The sequence below is a fragment of the Taibaiella lutea genome (genome assembly GCF_008629695.1).
Lineage (GTDB): Bacteria > Bacteroidota > Bacteroidia > Chitinophagales > Chitinophagaceae > Taibaiella > Taibaiella lutea.
The window spans coordinates 1,374,118-1,393,762 of record NZ_VWSH01000001.1 but is presented as its reverse complement, the minus strand read 5'-3'; the positions used below and the strand labels follow the sequence as shown (position 1 = coordinate 1,393,762).

Genomic DNA, 19,645 nt, shown 5'->3' with positions numbered 1-19,645 from the left:
GTTATAAGCATTTGTTATCGTAACAATATCACCTCGCCTTTTTTCTGAAACAAGGAACCATCTGTACATTCAGATTGAATCAGGTAAAAATACGTCCCTACATCGCTCATTATACCATTGAAAGTTCCATCCCACTGACTGTAAATATTGTAAGAAATAAAAACCTTTTTACCCCATCTGTCAAATATCTGAATCTTATATGACCTTGGATGTCCTGCCGTAATGGCGCCGAATTTATCATTAAGGCCGTCGCTATTCGGGCTGAACGCATTTGGGATTGAAATACCGCAGCAATCTTCGGCGGCAACGAAAATACTTGTTGAATCAACACATTGAAAAGTGCTTTCACCTTGAATTACAATAGTGTTTTCTTTCAATGGAAGCGGAATGTTAGCAGGATTAAACGCTGAAGCATGTACATTGTTTACAAACCAATTGTATCGGTCTGCTCCGCTGCCCGTCATCGTTAATGTATCGCCGACACAAATTAATGGGTCGTGCGCAATGTCGATGGTTAATACAGGAAGAGGGTGTACTGTCAATGTAAGTTCCCGGATGGAATCACAGCCGCCGCTGCCATTATAAGTTTTAGTATAGACTCCCGGGTTTTGATAAAACTCACCGTCAAAACGATACTGTTCTCCCTGGCAAATCTCTGCGATGATTTCGGTTTTTGATGATTCTGATATCCGGATATCTATCGTCCTGTATAAACTGTCGCAATTATTCACATTATAAAAAGTGTCCTGTAATATTTGACTTGCTATATAAGTAATGCCTTCAAAGGTGACAGAGTCGCAATCTGTTATTGTTAATATCGGGGCAATAACAGGTGGAGGATTAACTGTCAGATTAAGTGTAGTTACGCTATCGCAGCCCGTACCTGTTGCAGGACTTGTGAAAGTTGCTGCATTGTTGCCGCCCATATTTACCATTATGCCATTCCAGAGAAAAGGCAATTGATTTGCACAGATAGTAATGTTTTCATTAGCCATAAGTACGGGATTGACTGTTAAGTTCAATGTTGTTACGCTATCGCAACCCGTGCCTGTTGCCGGACTCGTGAAAGTAGCCGCATTATTACCTCCCGCATTTACCATCATGCCGTTCCATGTATAAGGCAATTGACTGGAACAAATAGTGATATTTTCATTCGCTGCAAGTGTCGGATTGACTGTCAGATTCAAAGTCGTGATACTATCACAACCCGTGCCTGTTGCAGGACTCGTGAAAGTAGCCGCATTATTACCTCCCGCATTTACCATCACGCCGTTCCATGTATAAGGCAATTGACTGGAACAAATAGTGATATTTTCATTCGCTGCAAGTGTCGGATTAACTGTCAGATTCAAGGTCGTGATACTATCACATCCCGTGCCTGTTGCAGGACTTGTAAATGTCGCAGCATTATTGCCTCCTGCATTCACCATCATCCCGTTCCAAAGGAAAGGCAATTGATTGGCACAGATGGTGATGTTTTCATTTGCCGCCAGCGTTGGGTTAACTGTTAAGTTCAAGGTAGTTACACTGTCACAACCTGTACCGGTTGCAGGGCTTGTAAAGGTTGCCGCATTGTTACCGCCCATATTCACCATTATTCCGTTCCAGGAAAAAGGCAATTGGTTGGCACAGATGGTGATATTCTCATTAGCAGTAAACGTAGGATTAACTGTAAGGTTTAGGGTTGTTGTGCTGTCGCAACCTGTACCTGTCGCAGTGCTTGTAAATGTCGCAGCATTGTTACCACCCGCATTTACCATCATCCCGTTCCAGAGAAAAGGCAATTGGTTGGCACAGATAGTGATGTTTTCATTTGCCGCAAGCGTAGGATTAACTGTCAGATTCAAGGTCGTGATACTATCACATCCCGTGCCTGTTGCGGGACTTGTGAAAGTTGCTGCATTATTGCCTCCCATATTCACCATCATTCCGTTCCATGAGAAAGGCAACTGATTGGCACAAACTGTGATGTTTTCATTTTCGGTAAGTGTAGGATTGACTGTAAGGTTCAGAGTTGTTGTACTATCACATCCCGTTGCGGTAGCAGGGCTTATGAAAGTCGCTGCATTGTTGCCGCCCATATTCACCATCATCCCATTCCAGAGAAAAGGTAATTGGTTGGCACAGATAGTGATGTTTTCATTTGCCGCAAGCGTAGGATTGACTGTCAAATTGAGTGTGGTTGTGCTGTCGCACCCTGTGCCTGTTGCAGGGCTTGTAAAAGTTGCCGCATTGTTACCGCCCATATTCACCATTATTCCGTTCCAAGTATAAGGCAATTGGTTGGCGCAGATGGTGATGTTTTCGTTTGCAGCAATCGTCGGATTAACTGTAAGATTGAGTGTGGTAATACTATCACAGCCTGTTGTATTAGCGGGACTCGTGAAAGTCGCTGCATTGTTACCGCCTGCATTTACCGTCATGCCGTTCCATTGGAAAGGCAATTGGTTGGAACAAATGGTGATGTTCTCATTTGCGGTAAGTGTAGGATTGACTGTCAGATTGAGTGTGGTTGTGCTGTCGCACCCTGTGCCTGTTGCAGGACTTGTAAAAGTTGCCGCATTGTTACCGCCCATATTCACCATTATTCCGTTCCAGGTGTACGGTAACTGATTAGCACAGATAGTAATATTTTCATTTGCAGCAAGTGTAGGATTAACTGTAAGGTTAAGTGTCGTAATGCTATCACATCCCGTGCCTGTTGCGGGACTTGTGAATGTCGCCGCATTGTTACCGCCCGCATTTACCGTCATGCCGTTCCATGTATAAGGCAATTGACTGGAACAAACAGTGATGTTCTCATTTGCCGCAAGCGTCGGATTAACTATAAGGTTGAGTGTGGTTGTGCTGTCGCACCCTGTGCCTGTCGCAGAACTTGTGAAAGTTGCCGCATTGTTACCGCCTGCATTTACCATCATGCCGTTCCATTGGAAAGGCAATTGACTGGAACAAATAGTGATGTTTTCATTCGCTTCAAGCGTCGGATTGACTGTCAGATTGAGTGTGGTTACACTATCGCAACCTGTACCTGTTGCAGGGCTTGTGAAAGTAGCCGCATTGTTACCGCCCATATTCACCATTATGCCATTCCAAGTATAAGGCAATTGGTTGACGCAGATGGTAATGTTCTCATTTGCGGTAAGTGTAGGATTGACTGTCAGATTGAGTGTGGTTACACTATCGCACCCTGTGCCTGTCGCAGAACTTGTAAAGGTCGCTGCATTGTTGCCGCCCATATTCACCATTATTCCGTTCCATAGGAAAGGCAATTGGTTGGCACAGATGGTAATGTTTTCATTTGCAGCAAGCGTCGGATTGACTGTCAGATTGAGTGTGGTGATACTATCACATCCTGTACCTGTTGCGGGACTTGTAAAGGTCGCTGCATTGTTGCCGCCCATATTCACCATTATTCCGTTCCATAGGAAAGGCAATTGGTTGGCACAGATGGTAATGTTTTCATTTGCAGCAAGCGTCGGATTGACTGTCAGATTGAGTGTCGTGATACTATCACATCCCGTACCTGTTGCGGGACTTGTAAAGGTTGCCGCATTATTGCCACCTGTATTTACCATCATGCCGTTCCATGTGAAAGGCAATTGATTGGTGCAGATGGTAATATTCTCATTTACGATAAGTATTGGATTAACTGTAAGGTTAAGTGTGGTAATGCTATCACATCCTGTGCCTGTTGCAGGACTTGTGAAAGTCGCAGCATTGTTGCCGCCTGAATTTACCATCATGCCGTTCCATGTATAAGGCAATTGGTTGGCGCAGATGGTGATGTTCTCATTCGCAGTAATAACAGGATGTACTGTGATATTACGTTGTGCTGTGATAGTATTGTCACATGCATCCCTGACCCTTAGATATATCGTGTTGTTTCCGGGATTATTAAGTATAATATTGGCAGGTGATCCTGTAGCTGCCACCGGAACTCCGGTTGGATTAAGACTCCAGGAATAAGTATATGGAGGAACGCCGAATACCGCGGCTGCGGCTGTTGCAGTAACAGATTCGCCCTGACAAATACTGGCTGCAGAAAGCGTAATGGCATTATTTGGATTTTGAAATTCTACCGTACGCCCTGTAATTGTCATAGTCCAGGGAGAACCCGCTCCGATACAGGTACCACTGCAACCCGGTGAAGGGTTAAAGCAACGGTAAAACCTCATCTGAAACGGAATTGTTTGAGCTGCACAGGAAGGGGCAGGCAAACAATTTGCTACATCATCCATTATAGAAAAATTAGTGCCCGAGCAACTGCCGCCACCTGCAAGATTACAGAAGTAAATAGCTCCATTGGCAGAAGGGCTCATACAATTCCCGGTATGAAAAGAAAACCCTCCATCATTTCTCCAGCAAGCTCCACTCGCTATATATGTGAAGGTAAAAGCCACATTGGTTATTGTAGCTGCGGGAGGGACGTTGGCATTAAGGTTATAAGCACAGTAAGCATTATAACAATTGAAACTGAATCCGGAACCAACTATAGCATTTGCCGCAAGAGTCGCGGTACCGGTAACTAAAGGATCGATTATGATTTGATGTCCCGCATTATCTTCAATCCATTGACCCGGCACCAATATGTCTAATGTACTACCATTGAGCTGATATTGCAGTTCTATCATTGCGTCTTTGCCCTGGTCTTTCACATATCCAACCCCCTGGTTAATGTGCAGCACATCGTTGCCATTATGAAATACTGCAACTTCACCTGTTCCGTACTTCTGCATAGGGTCAGCCATGAATTCCAGCTTTGTATTCCCTGTTCCCGAAAACTCATCCCTGAATATCAGCATATCATGCTTTCCATATTGCATGCTTTTGATTATGAAATTTGTTTTAACAGCACCTCTGTATACTTTTAGCTCGGCATCTATACCATTAAAAATGTTGTTTACGTAAATGCCGTCTTCTCCTGCAGTATAGTCCTGCAGATTTGCTTCTGCCAGCCGTTGTTCCTGCATCCCGTCTTTTGCAATCAAATGCCAGCGGTTAAAGGAAATTTTTCCTAATGCAGTATTTATGGCAAGATCGTTGGTGTTCAGATTGAATACGACAGGTTCCGCACAATTTGCTGACTTGTATATCTTATAACCGACGGATTGCAGCCGGTGATCAATCGTTTCCCAATGGCCGCTCTTTAAGATGTTGAGATGGCCAAGGGCTTGTTGCGAATAATACTTTGTAGTATCAGCAGCATCCCGGAAAAAGCGTTTATCAGCCGTTCTTTCGCTGTAAATTTCAATGCAGTTTTCATTAGGAGCATCTGCAGGCAATATCCCGAATTCAGGATGGTTATAGTATTTGGGATCATTTAGCTGACGCCATAATGCCATATTTGTTGCCTGCCTCTTTTTATTGAATGATGTGAAATTACTTTTGCTTGCTTCAGGACCAATATCTGTTTTTTGCGCTCCTGCTTCATGTACTAATGCAAGACATAGAAGTGTTATTTGTAGTGCAAATCGAAGAAATTTGATCATATAGTTCATTTTTTATAAAATAGTTGTATGCGAAATATTAATATTAAATACAATGAATTCTCCATTTTAATCTATTTTGAGATTAAAATGGAGATTTTTTAAACTTAAAGATAAGTTATTTAATGCTTAATTATGTAAGACTGCATAATTTTAGCAAAAGGTTTGGTGGCTTGATATTATGCTCTGTTGAAAAGCGGTTTAAAGAGAAGCATCCCGGCTTTAAACATCTTGTAGCATAAAAAGAGGCTGTCTGAATTTTAGGCTCCTTCCTTTTTTTACTTCCACATATCTGTTAGAATAGGTCTTTACCCTTCCGGACGTAGGTCTTTACCCGTAAGAGAGGTAGTCAAACCCCGTCGGCTACGGGTGCTCATTATAGTTTTTACGGGTTTTGACCCGTCCCGGAACGGGTTAAAAGCATTAGCGGAACGATTTATGATTCATTCCCGTACGGGGTATGAATATAGATTGAACGGGTTTTGACCCATAGGCATACGGGGGTAATGCACCATCAGGACGGGGTGAGGCCTATGTTCAGACGGGGTAAAAGCATTAGTAGGACGGGGTGTGACCTGTCTCGGAACGAGGGGTATGCGCCATTCGGACGGGCTAAGAGCTATGTTCAGACGAGTTAAAGGGGGTGTTTGTTGCCATTCATGTCAGGCAATTTAAAATATAAAATACATGCCTTCAAGAAATCAGATAACTGAACGAACAAAAAAGGCTGTCCGGAATTCCGGACAGCCTTAGTATAATATGATTTTTAAACGCCTGTTATTCGATGGTATAACTCATCTCACCGCCTTTTTCATCTTTCAGCAAAATGCCGGAAGCAGCAAGCATATCCCTTATTTTGTCAGAAGCGGTGTAATCTTTCCGGAGTCTGGCTTCCTTGCGCATTTCAATAACCAATTGCAATACATCATCCAGTTTGCTGTCATTGTTTTGTTGCAATGGTTGCAGGCCAAGAATATCTTCAAGATAAGTTTTGAAAGTGGTTTGCAATAATGCAAATGTTGTTGCGCTTAGTGCATCCGGCTTTATTTGCCCACCTTTAATACCATTGATAATGGGTGCAAGCTCAAACAGGTTTGCCAGCACTTTTGCCGTGTTGAAATCATCGTTCATATCATCTGCACAAGCATTGCAAAAGTCCTGAACCTTTTTATCCAGATCTTTATCCGTTGCTGTTTCGCTTTCAGGTGAAGTTAATTTTTTCAACACTTCATAAGCTTCCCAGATGCGTTTCAACGCTTTCTCAGAGGCTTGCAAAGCTTCATTTGAAAAATCCAATGTGCTGCGGTAATGTGTCTGCAAAATATAGAAACGTATCACCATCGGATGATAAGCCTGTTCTAAAATAGGATGCTCCCCACTGAATAATTCAGTCAGTTTGATGACATTGTTATAGCTCTTACCCATCTTACGGCCATCAATAGTAATCATATTATTGTGCATCCAGTAATTTACCGGAGCACAACCATGTGCAATCGTGCTTTGTGCAATCTCGCTTTCATGATGTGGGAATTGTAAATCCATACCGCCGCCATGAATGTCAAATTGTTTGCCCAGGTATTTACTGCTCATAGCGGAGCATTCAATATGCCAGCCGGGGAAACCTTCGCCCCAGGGGCTTTTCCAGCGCATGATATGTTCTTCCGGCGCTTTTTTCCATAAAGCAAAATCAGCCTTATCGCGTTTTTCATTCTGGCCTTCCAATTCACGTGTGGTTTCCAGCAAGTCTTCCAATACCCTGCCTGAAAGTTTTAAATAAGGATATCCGGCAGCATATTTTTTTACATCAAAATAAACGGAACCATCCACTACATAAGCATAGCCTTTTGCAATGATATCCTCAATCATGTTGATTTGTTCTATGATATGGCCCGTTGCTGTCGGCTCAATGGAAGGTGAAAGGTTATTGAATTTGCGCATGCCCCAATGAAAAAGTTCGGTGTATTTATGAACTAATTCCATTGGCTCCAGCAATTCAAGAATGGCTTTTTTTGCCACTTTGTCTTCCGCTTCACGGCCTTCTTCTTCAAAGTGGCCGGCATCTGTTATATTACGTACATAGCGCACTTTATAGCCCAGATGTTGCAAATAACGATTTACGATATCGAATGTGATATATGGGCGGGCATGTCCCAGATGCGATTCACCGCTGACAGTAGGGCCACACACATATAGCCCGACATGACCGGGGGTAATGGGTTTGAATTCCTCTTTCTGGCGACTGAACGAATTATATAGATGTAAACTGGACATAGTATTTATTATGACCCGCAAAAATAAGGTTTAGTTGGGAATAAGTTCGGCAGGCTATTTCAATAGTCAAAAATGAACTATGACCGCTTTAATGGCTTATGTTGCAAGCCCTGCCTCCGATCCGGCTTTTAATCTTCCGGAGCAAGGAAGCATTGGAGAAATGCGCGAAGCTGCGCAGAGATATTGAGTCAAATTGCATCAGAATTTTAATAGCCGGCTTTCAGATTTGTCAACTTTTTAGATTTGTCAACTTTTTGAAAGTTGACAAATCTAAAAAGCCGCGTCACGATAGTTTTCAGCTCTATTAAAATGCTTTCAGTTCATTGCCTTGAATCAGATATTGCATTTGTATAGAAAGATACAGTAATTGTACTTTTGAGTTGGCGTTTCTTTCAATGTGGTAAACGGTTTTATTGATGGCTTCGTCCATTGCCTGAAAAACGGAAGGCGCAAAATTTCTCTGGGCTAATTTCCCTGCAAAAGTAGCTTCGTCATCGGGCAATGCAGGATGATGATTTGGAATAAGGCTCATCCTCAATGCATGGGCCAGCAATTGTTGGGTAAACAACAAAAAATTCTTTTGCTGTTCGCGACCAAGTTTAGCCAGGTCTTCCACCCATTTGTTTAAAGTCAGTCCGTTATTGGTGAAGATACCATTAAACCATTCCCTTAATGGCAACAGCAAGTCATTGCCGGAATATTGTAGTAATTGCAGCGCATGCGCAAAATTACCATCAGCCAATTGTGCTACCTGAGCCGCTCTTCTTGGTTCGGTATTGTATTTTGAAACCAAAGCTTCGCCTATTTCAGCGGGCATTAAAGGCAACAGATGTACTTGTTGCGTGCGGGAAAGAATAGTATTTAATACATCTTCTACATCTTCCGCCACCATCAATATCAAAGTCTTTTGCGGAGGTTCTTCAATCAGCTTCAACAGGATATTACCTTCTTTGCCTAAATATTCGGGCCGCCAGATAATCTGGATTTTATAACCTCCTTCAAATGCAGTAAGGTTAAGCGTATCAATCATTTCACGGCATTCTTCTGCGGTAATATTGCCTTGTTTATTTTCGGCATTAATAAACTGTAACCAGTCAAAAGTGGATCCGTAGGGAGATTGCTTTACAAACTCCCTGAAATCGTTCATGAAGACATTGCTCGAAGCTTTTTGTCCGGGTTTAGGTGAAATGGATGGAAAGGAAAAATGCAAATCAGGATGTGCCAGCTTGCCGACTTTATGACAACCTGCACAGTCGCCACAGGAATCATTTGCCTGTTTGTTTTCGCAAAAAATGAATTGCGCCAATGCCAATGCCATAGGCAGGCCACCTGTGCCTTCCTTGCCGACTAACATTAACGCATGGGGCAATTTATCTGAATGCCAAAGGTTAAGTAATCCTTTTTTTGCCAAATCCTGACCGATAACTTCTTTGAATTGCATGCGACAAAGATAAGCGGGGATATTTTTATGGAAGCAAAAAATTACCGGATGAGCGTGACATCACCTTTTAAGTTATAAGTTTTTTCGCCTATAATATAGTTTACGTAGTAAAAATAGACGCCTAAATCGGCTATTTTATTGTTATAATAACCATCCCATCCTTCGTTGATATCTTTTGTAAAGAATACTCTCTGGCCAAAACGATTGTAAACACTAAAATCTTTCAGATGAACGCGTTCATCCTGAATAGCCAATTTAAAAATATCGTTAGTGCCGTCTCCGTTTGGACTGAAAGCGTTAGGCAATAAAGCATTGGTTACATTTACCGTCACCGAATCCATTGCGGAGCAGCCGGTTGGTGATGTCACATAGAGATAATAGGTTGTGGTTACCTGTGGCGTAACTACAGGATTTAAAATATTTCCGGGAATAATAGCGCCTGCAGGCATCCAGTAAAAAGTACCGATAGCATTTGCATTTATCTGTGCGGATTCTCCGCGTTTTATGTCATGATCCAGACCTGCGAAAATGGTTGGAGGCGGCGCCATATGAATGTTTACGGTCCTGTCGGTTTTACAAAGCATGTCATCTGTAATTGTAACGATGTACAGCATTCCCTGATTCGGCCAAACGTGAGTTGCAGCAAGATTCGGGTCTTCCATTCTTTCATTGGGCGACCATGTATATTGATGCCCGCCGTAAGCGGTGATTAAAATTGTATCTCCCGGACAAATAATAGTGTCGGCGGGAAGGGCTTTCATAGTACTGTAATCTTTTAAAGTAATATGAACCGTTCCCATAGCAGTATCTACACATTCGCTTGTTGCATTGTTATCTACATAAACCGTAAAGTCGGTTGCAAGTGAAGGATTAACTATAACTGATGGCTGATTGGGATTGGTAAGGATAGCATTTGTAGGTTCCCAATGGAAACTGAGTGCTGTACTGATATTGCTGACATTAGAGTTTAACTGAAGGGAAACGGGGTCGCAGAGAAAAGTATCACGAAGGTGCAACAAAGGTTTGTTACCGGGTTTTACAAAGATTTCCATCGTGGCGGTATCTTTCAAATGACAACCTGTGGCGCGGCTTGCAACCAATGTAATAGTATGCGGCCCTTCCGGAAATGTATAAGAAGGATTGGAAAGAATACTGGTATCTCCATTCCCGAAATCCCACCAGTAATTGGTAGCGCCCTGGCTTAGATTCTCGAAGGTGACATGGTAATCGGCACAGCCGGTATCATTTGCATTGTTTGCCAATGTAAAATCAGCTAAAACAGCACCCACTTCCATATTGAATTTATAACTGGCTATATCCCAGCTTCCGGTCAGTTTAGTAGGAGAAACAGCGGTTGGTGTGGTAGGGAAAGCGCTATTTGAAGTACAGGCGGAATGATAGATAATACCTGACGGATCAAACCGACTGGTGCCGCCATCCACATGTGTTCCGGTCGGGCCAAAAAAAGTACCGTAAAGTAATGTAGTGAAGTCCGGACTTAAAGCACCTAACCAGAAACTACCCGGAGCTGTTTGATAAGCATTAGCAGAAAGGGGACTGTTATTTGATGCGTCAAACCCACTGAAATAGGTATTGCCGCAAACGTCATGCATGAATGCAGTCGGTACAAATAACGTTGCCGTAGCATTTCCCATTCTTGTTGATAATAATGACGTGGAAAGCGTGGGGTTCAATTTCTGAATGAAAATATTACCATTGGCAACATTAAATGCTCCGGCAGAAACCGGAAAAGTAGAAGTGTTAGTGGTTTGTCCTAAAACATAAACATTGTCCAGTTCATCTATTTGTACTTTGTAAGCATGATCATAAGTTGAAGTTCCCAAAAAGCTGGAGTGGACGAGTCCGCCTGTCTGACTTAATATGCTTACAAATCCGTCCGTTCCGCCTTGAGGTGTGACAAGGTAAGAGCCGCTGGTTACAGGAAAATTTGTACTTCTGGTTCCACCACAAATTACAATCTGATTACTGCTGTTCATTACTAATGATAAGGCTGCGTCCTCTGAAACTCCGCCAAAATAAGTGCTGTAATACAAGGTGGTAAGGTTGGAATCCAATTCACAAACAACCGCATCCTGGCCGCCTGCATTTGCAGACTGATAAGCATTGGATGTTACAGGAAAATCAGTCGAGCTGGAACTATTGGCTATTAAAATACGGCCATTATTTGCCGTAAGCACTTCGCCCCTGTTGGCATCTCCATAATTAGGGCTAAGGACCGATGAGTTAGTACCATCACTACCACTGCCACCCAGGTAAGTGGCTGCTTTTAACTGACTGCCATCCATGCTGAAACGGGCAATATAAATGTCTGTTTGCCCATTAAAAGTATTATCATAACAGCCTGCAGTGGTAGGTAAATTTGTAGAACCCGTGGCTCCGCTGACAACCAATTCATTATTGAGGTTAACCATCATATTATTGGGGTAATCTACCGAGCTGCCGCCATAATAAGTAGAATAAATCCTGGTTGTACCATCGCTGCTGTATTTATTGATGCCATCATCCACAGAGCCGCCAAATATCCCCTGATAAGCCCCCAAACTAACCGGCCAACCTACGGCGAAGCATTCTCCTCCTGCGTATAAACTTCCGGACAAATCATAAGTTGCGCTAAACCCGTAAGTCATTGCTGTACTGCCGCTGAAAGTGCTGAAGACAAGAATGGGATCGATTACAAGTGGCAAAGTTTTATTGTAACCATCCGGAAATTCAAAAGTAATTTGTCCTGTAGATGTTTTTTTGAAATTACAATTGATTTTTACTTCTTTGCCATCTATTATTTGATAAGCATAAGGCGCTTGTTCAATTACCGTATTTACCGAAGTTTTAAGTACTAATCCGCCCTCTTTGTTGATTGTTGGTGTAAGGCCTTTATAGTCTAAAATAATCTGCGCTGCATTGGCCTGAGGGCTGATGATAAAATCGTATTTTAATGAGGCGCCTTTACTGTAAACAACCGCATCAATGTCATTGTAAATGTTTTTCCAGGTTACTTTTTTGAATAATGGAACATGACTTGCCCATTTTGAAGCGTCATTTCCTAAAAAATAATTGTTGTAATAAGGTTGTTTATCTTCTTCAACAATAGCAGGATTGGTATTTGCATTCGCAAAGGAAACCTGATAAGCATGAAAATGAACAATATCATTTTCTACATTTTGCTTTTCATGCATCCGGTCATGAATGTGTTCAAGATCCTGAAGCTGGAAATAATTATAGGTAAATCCTTGCTGTGTAAGAAAAACTGCACCACCCGGCAGATCAGCCTTAAAGAGTACTTCTTTGGGGAATTGATTTTCATTCCGTACGAAATCTATTTGCCCGGGTCCCGCAAAAACGGCATTGCTATAAATCCATAAAATACAAAAGGAGAGCATATACTTCAGGTTCATAAGGATGGTTTTTTGGTTAATGGCGGTCTTTATAAGACCTTGATATTTAACAAAAAGTTGGTGATTAGCATCGCTTTTCCCCATTGTGGAGCAAAATTTCTCTGTCAAAATACTACATTTTTATTTTTTTATAATAGAAGGGCTTCAAAATTTCCATTCTTATGTGGTATTTATGATGTTGGCTTTGTTATTTTTCAAAATATAATTTCCCCTTCAAAGCCTATTATTTTGTAGTTTTAATTCTTCAACCAAACAGGCTTTCATGCATTCCATTCTGATTATTGCAACTGACCATCCTTTCTATCAACAAGTAATTCAATTAAGGCAAAGAATACTGAGAGCTCCTTTGGGTCTGAATATTTATGATGATGATTTGGCTGCTGAAACGGATCAATTGATTTTTGTTTTTGAAGAAGAACAAACCGTTAAAGGTTGTGTATTGATGCAACATTACGATGTTGAAACTTTTAAGTTAAGGCAAATGGCTGTTGATATAAACGAACAGGGAAAGCAAATTGGCAGAAGGTTAATCGAGGCTGCGGAATTATATGCTATTCAACTTGGCAAAAAGAATATCATTTTACATGCCCGCCAAACGGCTGTTCCTTTTTATGAAAAGCTTGGTTACTTTACTGTGGGAGAAATTTTTTATGAAGTGGGGTTGCCTCATAAGAAAATGACAAAGGCTTTGGTCTGAGAAAGTAAAGAAATCTCGTCTATCGTATAAAGTAATGTCTTAAAGAAAATCAGTCTGCTTAACATGTCCAGGTCTGTAATTATTCAAATACCCGAACCCTGCCACGAAAATTGGGAAGGAATGAAGCCCAATGCCTGCGGACGCTTCTGTACAAGTTGTGAAAAGATAGTAATTGATTTCAGTCACATGACTGATTCCGAACTGATAAAGATTATCAGCAATACTGGCAGCAGGGCTTGCGGAAGATTTGATGAATCGCAATTGAACCGGCCAATAGCTATTGCCAGAGAGAAATCATCAGGCCCTTTTTTATTTGTTATTTCAAAAGTCGCTGCATCATTTATCTTATTGCAAACATTGGTAAACAATTCTTTCGGCCAAAAGCTGCCTGTTTCATCCATAGAACAAACTGCTCACACAAATACCGGAGATGGCAGGAAATTGATCATCAAGGGACGTATTCAGGATTTTAATACAAAGAAACCTTTAACAGGTATGGAAATCACCGTTTCAGGAATAAGCTATGTGAAATATTCAGATGCAGAAGGACATTTTCAATTTGTACTGCCTGATTCTTTTCAGGGAAAGAAAATTATTATAAGTGCAAACTATCAGCCAAGCGCTTCTCCTGAAATAGCAGGGACTATTATCAGAGAAGAATATGTTACGTTTGATGAAGGTGAACAACAAAAGGAGATACAACTTTATCGTTATCCGTTTTCTGAGATGGAGCCTTTTATTATGGAGATACCATATGGTCCACCTGTAGCTGGGGGAATTTATTTAAGAGAAAATTCTACAAGTGGTGATATGGTCATAAAAATCGAAAGACCGAGCTTTTTTCAACGCATCAAAAATATTTTTAAAAAGAAAAAGCATTGATGACTAAAGCTACATTCCATTCTAAATTACGGTCTTTGCCGCTATGTGTATTTTTATTTGCCATAGCATTGAGTCTCTCTGTGCCTGTCCATGCACAAAAACGCATTAGTAAGGAACAATCTTCAAAGAAAACGGCTAATATTAGAGATGCCGAATTTCCCGGTGGCAAAGAGCAATTAAAGAAATATCTTACTGATAATCTCAGGTATCCGGAACAAGCTAAAGAAGATGGAATTGAGGGACGGGTGTTTTTATCTTTTATTATAACAGAGAAAGGTAAAATAGAAGATATCAGAATTGTAAGGGATCTTGTTGCAGGTTGTGGTGCAGAAGCGCTCCGTGTAATAAAACAAATGCCTTTGTGGCATCCGGCTTTATTAAAAGGAAAGCCAATAAGGACTTTACAGGTATTGCCTGTTGTGTTTAAGATAGACAGGTAATTTAAAAAAGGCAACTCTATCATAGAATTGCCTTTTTTAAATCTTAAAGAAAATTATTTTCCCGGTGGTATATCCAGTTTTTGATAAATGGAATTGTTGCTGATGAATTCCGGAACAATTTCTTTTATTTTAATCACTGTCTCCATTAAGAAATGTTTTTGCGCCAGGTCTATTAAGTTATTGATGTCGTTGTGAATAGTAGCGAAATCATATTCCCTTACGTTGGCAATCAATATTTTTTCATGATAGGTCGGCATGGTGTTTTCTGCATTATTAAGCAGCTCTTCATATAATTTTTCACCCGGACGCAAACCTGTAAATTCAATTGCAATATCTCTTTCAGGTTCTTTGCCTGCAAGGCGAATCATCTTTTTAGCCAAATCAACAATTTTCACCGGGCTTCCCATATCAAAAACAAATATTTCGCCACCTTTACCCATCGCGCCGGCTTCCAAAACCAATTGACAAGCCTCGGGAATAGTCATGAAATAACGGGTAATTTCAGGATGTGTTACTTTCAATGGGCCACCTTCTTCCAGTTGTTTTTTAAACAATGGAATAACAGAGCCATTGGAACCTAATACATTTCCGAAGCGTGTAGTGATAAATTTGGTAACTCTTGGCTGGGCTTTGGAATTACCTGATTTATGCTGGGTAACTGCAATGTTTTTGTAAAGAGATTGAATGAAGATTTCACAAACCCTTTTCGAAGCGCCCATTACATTTGTAGGGTTAACAGCTTTGTCTGTTGAAACCATGACAAATTTTTCAACATTATAGGCAACAGATAATTCCGCCAATATTTTTGTTCCTGATACATTGTTCAGAATAGCGGCGGAAGGATGCTCTTCCATTAACGGCACATGCTTATATGCAGCTGCATGATAAACAATATCAGGAGCATAAATTTCAAATATCTGCTCCATCCTTATTCTGTCACAAATATCACCGATAAAGGTTTTCACTTTTGCTTCATGATCCAATGAAATACTTAACTCATGTAAAGGAGTTTCAGCTACATCACAGGCAATAATAATTGCCGGATTATATTGTAATAACTGACTGACAATTTCACTTCCTATTGAACCTGCTGCCCCTGTTACCAATACTTTTTTACCTCTGATTTCTTTACCTACCTGTTCGTTCTTTATTTTAATAATATCTCTTTCCAATAACTGTTCAATGTTTACATTTTTCAGTTGATCGGGCTCAAGCGTATTGTTAATCCATTTTTCACTTGAAGGAACCTGTTGAATCCTGATGTTAAGCTCCAGACAAATATCAACCAGATCATTTAAGCGTTGCTTTTTAATATAAGGATCGGCAATAATCAATAATTCCACACCTTCTCGGCTAAGTCTTTCCATATTGGCTTTATTAGCCCTGACAACCGAAGTTGTTTCAATTATTTTGCCGATAAGCCTTTCGTTGTCTTCAATAAAAGAAATAATTTTAATATCGGAACGTTGATTATCCGTAATCATTTTCTTTGCAAGAATTCCTTCAAAACCAGCGCTGTAAATAACTGCCTTAATTGATTTTTTGCGAACGGAAAACAAATAATGAAAGGCCCTTTTTACAAACAGACGATAAATAATCAATAAAAAATTTATTGAAAGGAAGTATATTAAGAGTACGGATGCCGGAAACAGAGCAGCGCTGCCGGTATTGACACTTTTTGGGTAAATGTTTTCTATCAGTAAAAATATTAAACATACTAATGTGTTTACAGACAGAATTCTTCCTGTATCTTCAACGGAAGTATAACGTACAATGCCGGCATATGTTTTAAATGCAATTAATAAGCAAGCATTTACAGCTAATGTAATTGCTAATATTTTAGGTAATGGATAATGATTGATTTCATTAATGTTAAAATTCAGACGCAGAAGGAATGCCGCGGACATCGCTAAAACACAACAACCTAAATCAATGAGGAATATGATCCATCTGGGGGCGAGACGTATTCTTTGAGTGGCCATAGGGAATCTGTCTTGAATTATGAAGCAAATGTAAAGATATAAATTCAGTTATTTTACAATAAATTAGATAAATTTCATTTCATTTTCTCCTAATTATTCTACGTTTTTTTATTTAATTATATAGTGTTTGTTATCAATTCTGAATGAAGTAAAAGTAGATTTTTGTTTTTTGTCAGGATTGTCGATAATGGACAATTAATAAACAATTGTGAGGTTTTCATAAATAAAATTTAAATAGTAATGCGCATTTTAATGGTTTGTCTCGGCAACATTTGTCGTTCTCCTATTGCAGAAGGTATTATGAAAAATATGATTCAAATAAACCACCTTAATTGGATGGTTGATTCTGCAGGTACCGAAAGTTATCATGTTGGCGAGCCACCTCATCCTTACTCGCAAAAAATATGCCAGAAATATCACGTCGACATCTCTCAACAAAAAGCGAGACAATTTGTTGTGGAGGATTTTAAATTATTTGATAAAATTTATTGCATGTCAAAAGATGTAATGAATATTGTGAAACATCAGGCTGGTAGCAGTTTTGATGAAAATAAAGTATCACTGTTTCTTAACGAATTATATCCGAGCGAGAACCGATCTGTACCGGATCCCTGGTATGGAGAGGAAGAGGATTATGTAATAGTTTATGATTTAATTAACAAAACTTGTGAAAAAATCGTGGCAAAATATAAATCTGAGCTATTTTAAATACTTTTGCCTCCCCTTTATTTTTTACATTAATTATCCTTACAATGAAGCCATCTATTCCGCAAGGCACCCGTGATTTTTCGCCGGAAGTAGTCAGAAGAAGACAATATATATTAAATACCATCAGAGCTATTTTTGAATTATATGGTTATCAGCCGCTTGAAACACCTTCTATGGAAAATCTGACAACCTTGATGGGTAAATATGGGGAAGAAGGCGATCGTTTGATTTTCAAAATTATTAATAATGGATTAAATGATCCCAAGAATCAGGAAAAAGCGAAAATAGGCTTTGAAAAAGTACTGGAAGGAAAGAACAGTCCCGATCTAACGGAGCGCGCCTTGCGTTATGACTTAACCATCCCTTTTGCCCGTTATGTTGTCATGCACCAGAATGATCTTGCTTTTCCGTTCAGGAGATACCAGATGCAGCCGGTTTGGCGTGCCGACAGGCCTCAGAAAGGCCGTTATCGTGAATTCTGGCAATGCGATGCAGATGTGGTTGGTTCTGATTCCCTAATAAATGAATCTGAATTGTTATGCATATACCAGGGGGCGTTTCATAAAATGAGTGTCCCCGGAATCGAAGTTAAAATTAATAGTCGTAAAGTCCTGGCAGGATTGGCAGAATGTTGTGGTGCATCCGGATTATTGACCGATATAACCGTTGCTATTGATAAATTGGACAAAATCGGAATGGATGGTGTGCAAAAAGAATTATTACAAAGGGGAATTACCGAAGACAAGTTGAATTTTATCAATAATTATCTGAATATTACCGGTGATGCTGAATCGCAACTAATACAAATGAGCCAATTACTGGCTTCAAGTGAAATAGCGCAAACAGGCATTCAGGAATTGCGGACCACATTGGCGTATCATAATCAATTGGCCGATAAAAACTGGAATAGCAATGTCGTGATTGACTTTACGCTGGCAAGGGGGCTGAATTATTATACAGGCATTATTGCAGAAGTCACCACTAATGCTGTAAAAATGGGCAGCATTGGCGGCGGTGGCCGTTATGATGATTTGACAGGTCTGTTTGGTTTGAAAGGACTTTCCGGCGTAGGTATTTCTTTTGGCGTTGACAGGATTTATGATGTAATGGAAGAATTGAACCTTTTTCCTGAACAATTATCGTCTTCTACAAAAATTATATTTGTAAATATTGAGCCGGCTGCTGAAACAGCTATCCTGGGTTATGTAAATGAATTGCGTAAAAGTGGTATTGCAGCAGAATATTATCCGGATAAAGCCAAATTTGACAAACAAATGAAGTATGCCGATAAAAGGAATGTTCCATTTGTAGGTATTGTTGGTGAATCTGAAATGAAAGACAATGTAATTAAATTGAAAAATATGATAAGTGGTGAGCAGGAAACGGTCAATTTAATGCAATTGGCAAATGTTTTAGCTGATTCTATATAGATCATACGTTAATTATTGCAAGTAAAAGAAGAGGGCTGTCTAACTAGGCAACCCTCTTCTTTTTTGCCGGAAGGACTTTGATTCATTTAAAAATGGCAGGAAATAATTCCTGCCGTTTTTACTTATAGATTTTCTATAAAGTTTTTAGTTTTATAGGGGTAAAATGAAACAGCTGCGTTTAAGCTTTGAGAATTGTTTTAATTCACAGCATCTCATTCACAATAAAAAAATCAATTTATGAAGAAAATTTTGTTTGCTTTTGCATTGCTTGCATCAGCATCTGCATTACATGCCCAGAGTTATCGTATCATTACAACCATAGAGTCTATCGTTCCGGGCGGCGTTGGCCGCTCGCGTATTATTGACAGTAAAGATCAGGTAGATTACAGACAGCTAACCACAAGCCGTGACAATGGAAAAGACAGCGATCAGGGAAGCATAGACCGCAGCGATGCAAAAACCGATAAATTGGAGGAAACCAAATTGCTTAACTTTTACAGTTTTGTAGGTATCAATTTTCAAAATATTGCTTCGAATGATGCCATAATTATGTCAAAACTCAATGCCGTTGCCGATGAGGGATGGGAACTGGCCTTTGTTGCCAGTGGTGTGGAAAGCGATGCCGGTGAGAAAGACGGAAAAGGCATTTTTATCACACGCTATATTTTTAAGAAAAAACCTTAACCAATATCTTCAATAAAAAATCATTTTTGTAAAAATTGAAACCATTTGCAAAATAGCCATTAGTGGATTTGTTATGGATCGCGTTATACTGGAATAATTCGCAATATTATCAGATAAAAGCTAAATTTGATAACAAGCGAAGTATGCTTATGAATGTTATATGACATTTGTGGGCATATAACGGCTTAAACGAACTGGCTGAACAGATATG

11 protein-coding genes are annotated in these 19,645 nt (G+C 40.1%); 6 read left to right on the top strand and 5 right to left on the bottom strand.

The genetic code is table 11. The features are described 5' to 3' along the window. Positions 1 to 14 precede the first annotated feature (14 nt). The 4 genes from F0919_RS05950 to F0919_RS05935 form a co-directional block, all read right to left on the bottom strand. Positions 15 to 5,489 carry a T9SS type B sorting domain-containing protein gene (locus F0919_RS05950; protein ID WP_190277285.1) on the bottom strand — a complete coding sequence of 1,825 codons (5,475 nt, stop codon included), beginning with the start codon at positions 5,487 to 5,489 and terminating at the stop codon, positions 15 to 17. Positions 5,490 to 6,263: 774 nt separating this feature from the next. Then, positions 6,264 to 7,757 (bottom strand): cysteine--tRNA ligase, encoded by a 1,494-nt coding sequence (gene cysS, locus F0919_RS05945; RefSeq protein WP_150031788.1) that lies wholly within the window; start codon positions 7,755 to 7,757, stop codon positions 6,264 to 6,266. Between the two features lie 304 nt (positions 7,758 to 8,061). After that, positions 8,062 to 9,198: a DNA polymerase III subunit gene (locus tag F0919_RS05940; protein WP_150031787.1), complete on the bottom strand. Its 1,137-nt coding sequence runs from the start codon at positions 9,196 to 9,198 to the stop codon at positions 8,062 to 8,064. A gap of 41 nt (positions 9,199 to 9,239) precedes the next feature. Next, positions 9,240 to 12,611: a DUF7948 domain-containing protein gene (locus F0919_RS05935; RefSeq protein ID WP_190277284.1), complete on the bottom strand. Its 3,372-nt coding sequence runs from the start codon at positions 12,609 to 12,611 to the stop codon at positions 9,240 to 9,242. A 262-nt stretch (positions 12,612 to 12,873) separates the two neighbouring features. On the opposite strand from F0919_RS05935, the gene F0919_RS05930 reads away from it, so the two are divergent. The 3 genes from F0919_RS05930 to F0919_RS05920 all read left to right on the top strand — a co-directional run bounded on the left by F0919_RS05930 (position 12,874) and on the right by F0919_RS05920 (position 14,630). After that, complete coding sequence (locus F0919_RS05930; protein WP_150031785.1) at positions 12,874 to 13,308, top strand: GNAT family N-acetyltransferase; 435 nt, start codon at positions 12,874 to 12,876, stop codon at positions 13,306 to 13,308. A 63-nt stretch (positions 13,309 to 13,371) separates the two neighbouring features. Beyond that, entirely contained in the window at positions 13,372 to 14,190 is an 819-nt protein-coding gene (locus F0919_RS05925; RefSeq protein WP_150031784.1) for a peptidase associated/transthyretin-like domain-containing protein, read from the top strand. Continuing rightward, on the top strand, positions 14,190 to 14,630 hold the full coding sequence (locus F0919_RS05920) for an energy transducer TonB (RefSeq protein WP_150031783.1): 441 nt from the start codon (positions 14,190 to 14,192) through the stop codon (positions 14,628 to 14,630). The genes F0919_RS05925 and F0919_RS05920 overlap by 1 nt, the downstream gene beginning before the upstream one ends. A 53-nt stretch (positions 14,631 to 14,683) precedes the next feature. On the opposite strand, the gene F0919_RS05915 is transcribed toward F0919_RS05920, so the two are convergent. Next, positions 14,684 to 16,612, bottom strand: coding sequence for a polysaccharide biosynthesis protein (locus F0919_RS05915; protein ID WP_150031782.1), 1,929 nt, complete (start codon positions 16,610 to 16,612; stop codon positions 14,684 to 14,686). Between the two features lie 240 nt (positions 16,613 to 16,852). Here F0919_RS05915 and F0919_RS05910 point away from each other — a divergent pair, with 240 nt between their 5' ends. From F0919_RS05910 to F0919_RS05900, 3 genes are all read left to right on the top strand, one after another. Continuing rightward, complete coding sequence (locus F0919_RS05910; RefSeq protein ID WP_235903463.1) at positions 16,853 to 17,320, top strand: low molecular weight protein-tyrosine-phosphatase; 468 nt, start codon at positions 16,853 to 16,855, stop codon at positions 17,318 to 17,320. A gap of 44 nt (positions 17,321 to 17,364) precedes the next feature. Continuing rightward, positions 17,365 to 18,750: a histidine--tRNA ligase gene (gene hisS / locus F0919_RS05905; protein WP_150031781.1), complete on the top strand. Its 1,386-nt coding sequence runs from the start codon at positions 17,365 to 17,367 to the stop codon at positions 18,748 to 18,750. A 237-nt stretch (positions 18,751 to 18,987) separates the two neighbouring features. Next, the gene (locus F0919_RS05900; RefSeq protein WP_150031780.1) at positions 18,988 to 19,434 is read left to right on the top strand and encodes a hypothetical protein; all 447 of its coding nucleotides are present in this window, start codon (positions 18,988 to 18,990) and stop codon (positions 19,432 to 19,434) included. Positions 19,435 to 19,645: the final 211 nt, after the last annotated feature.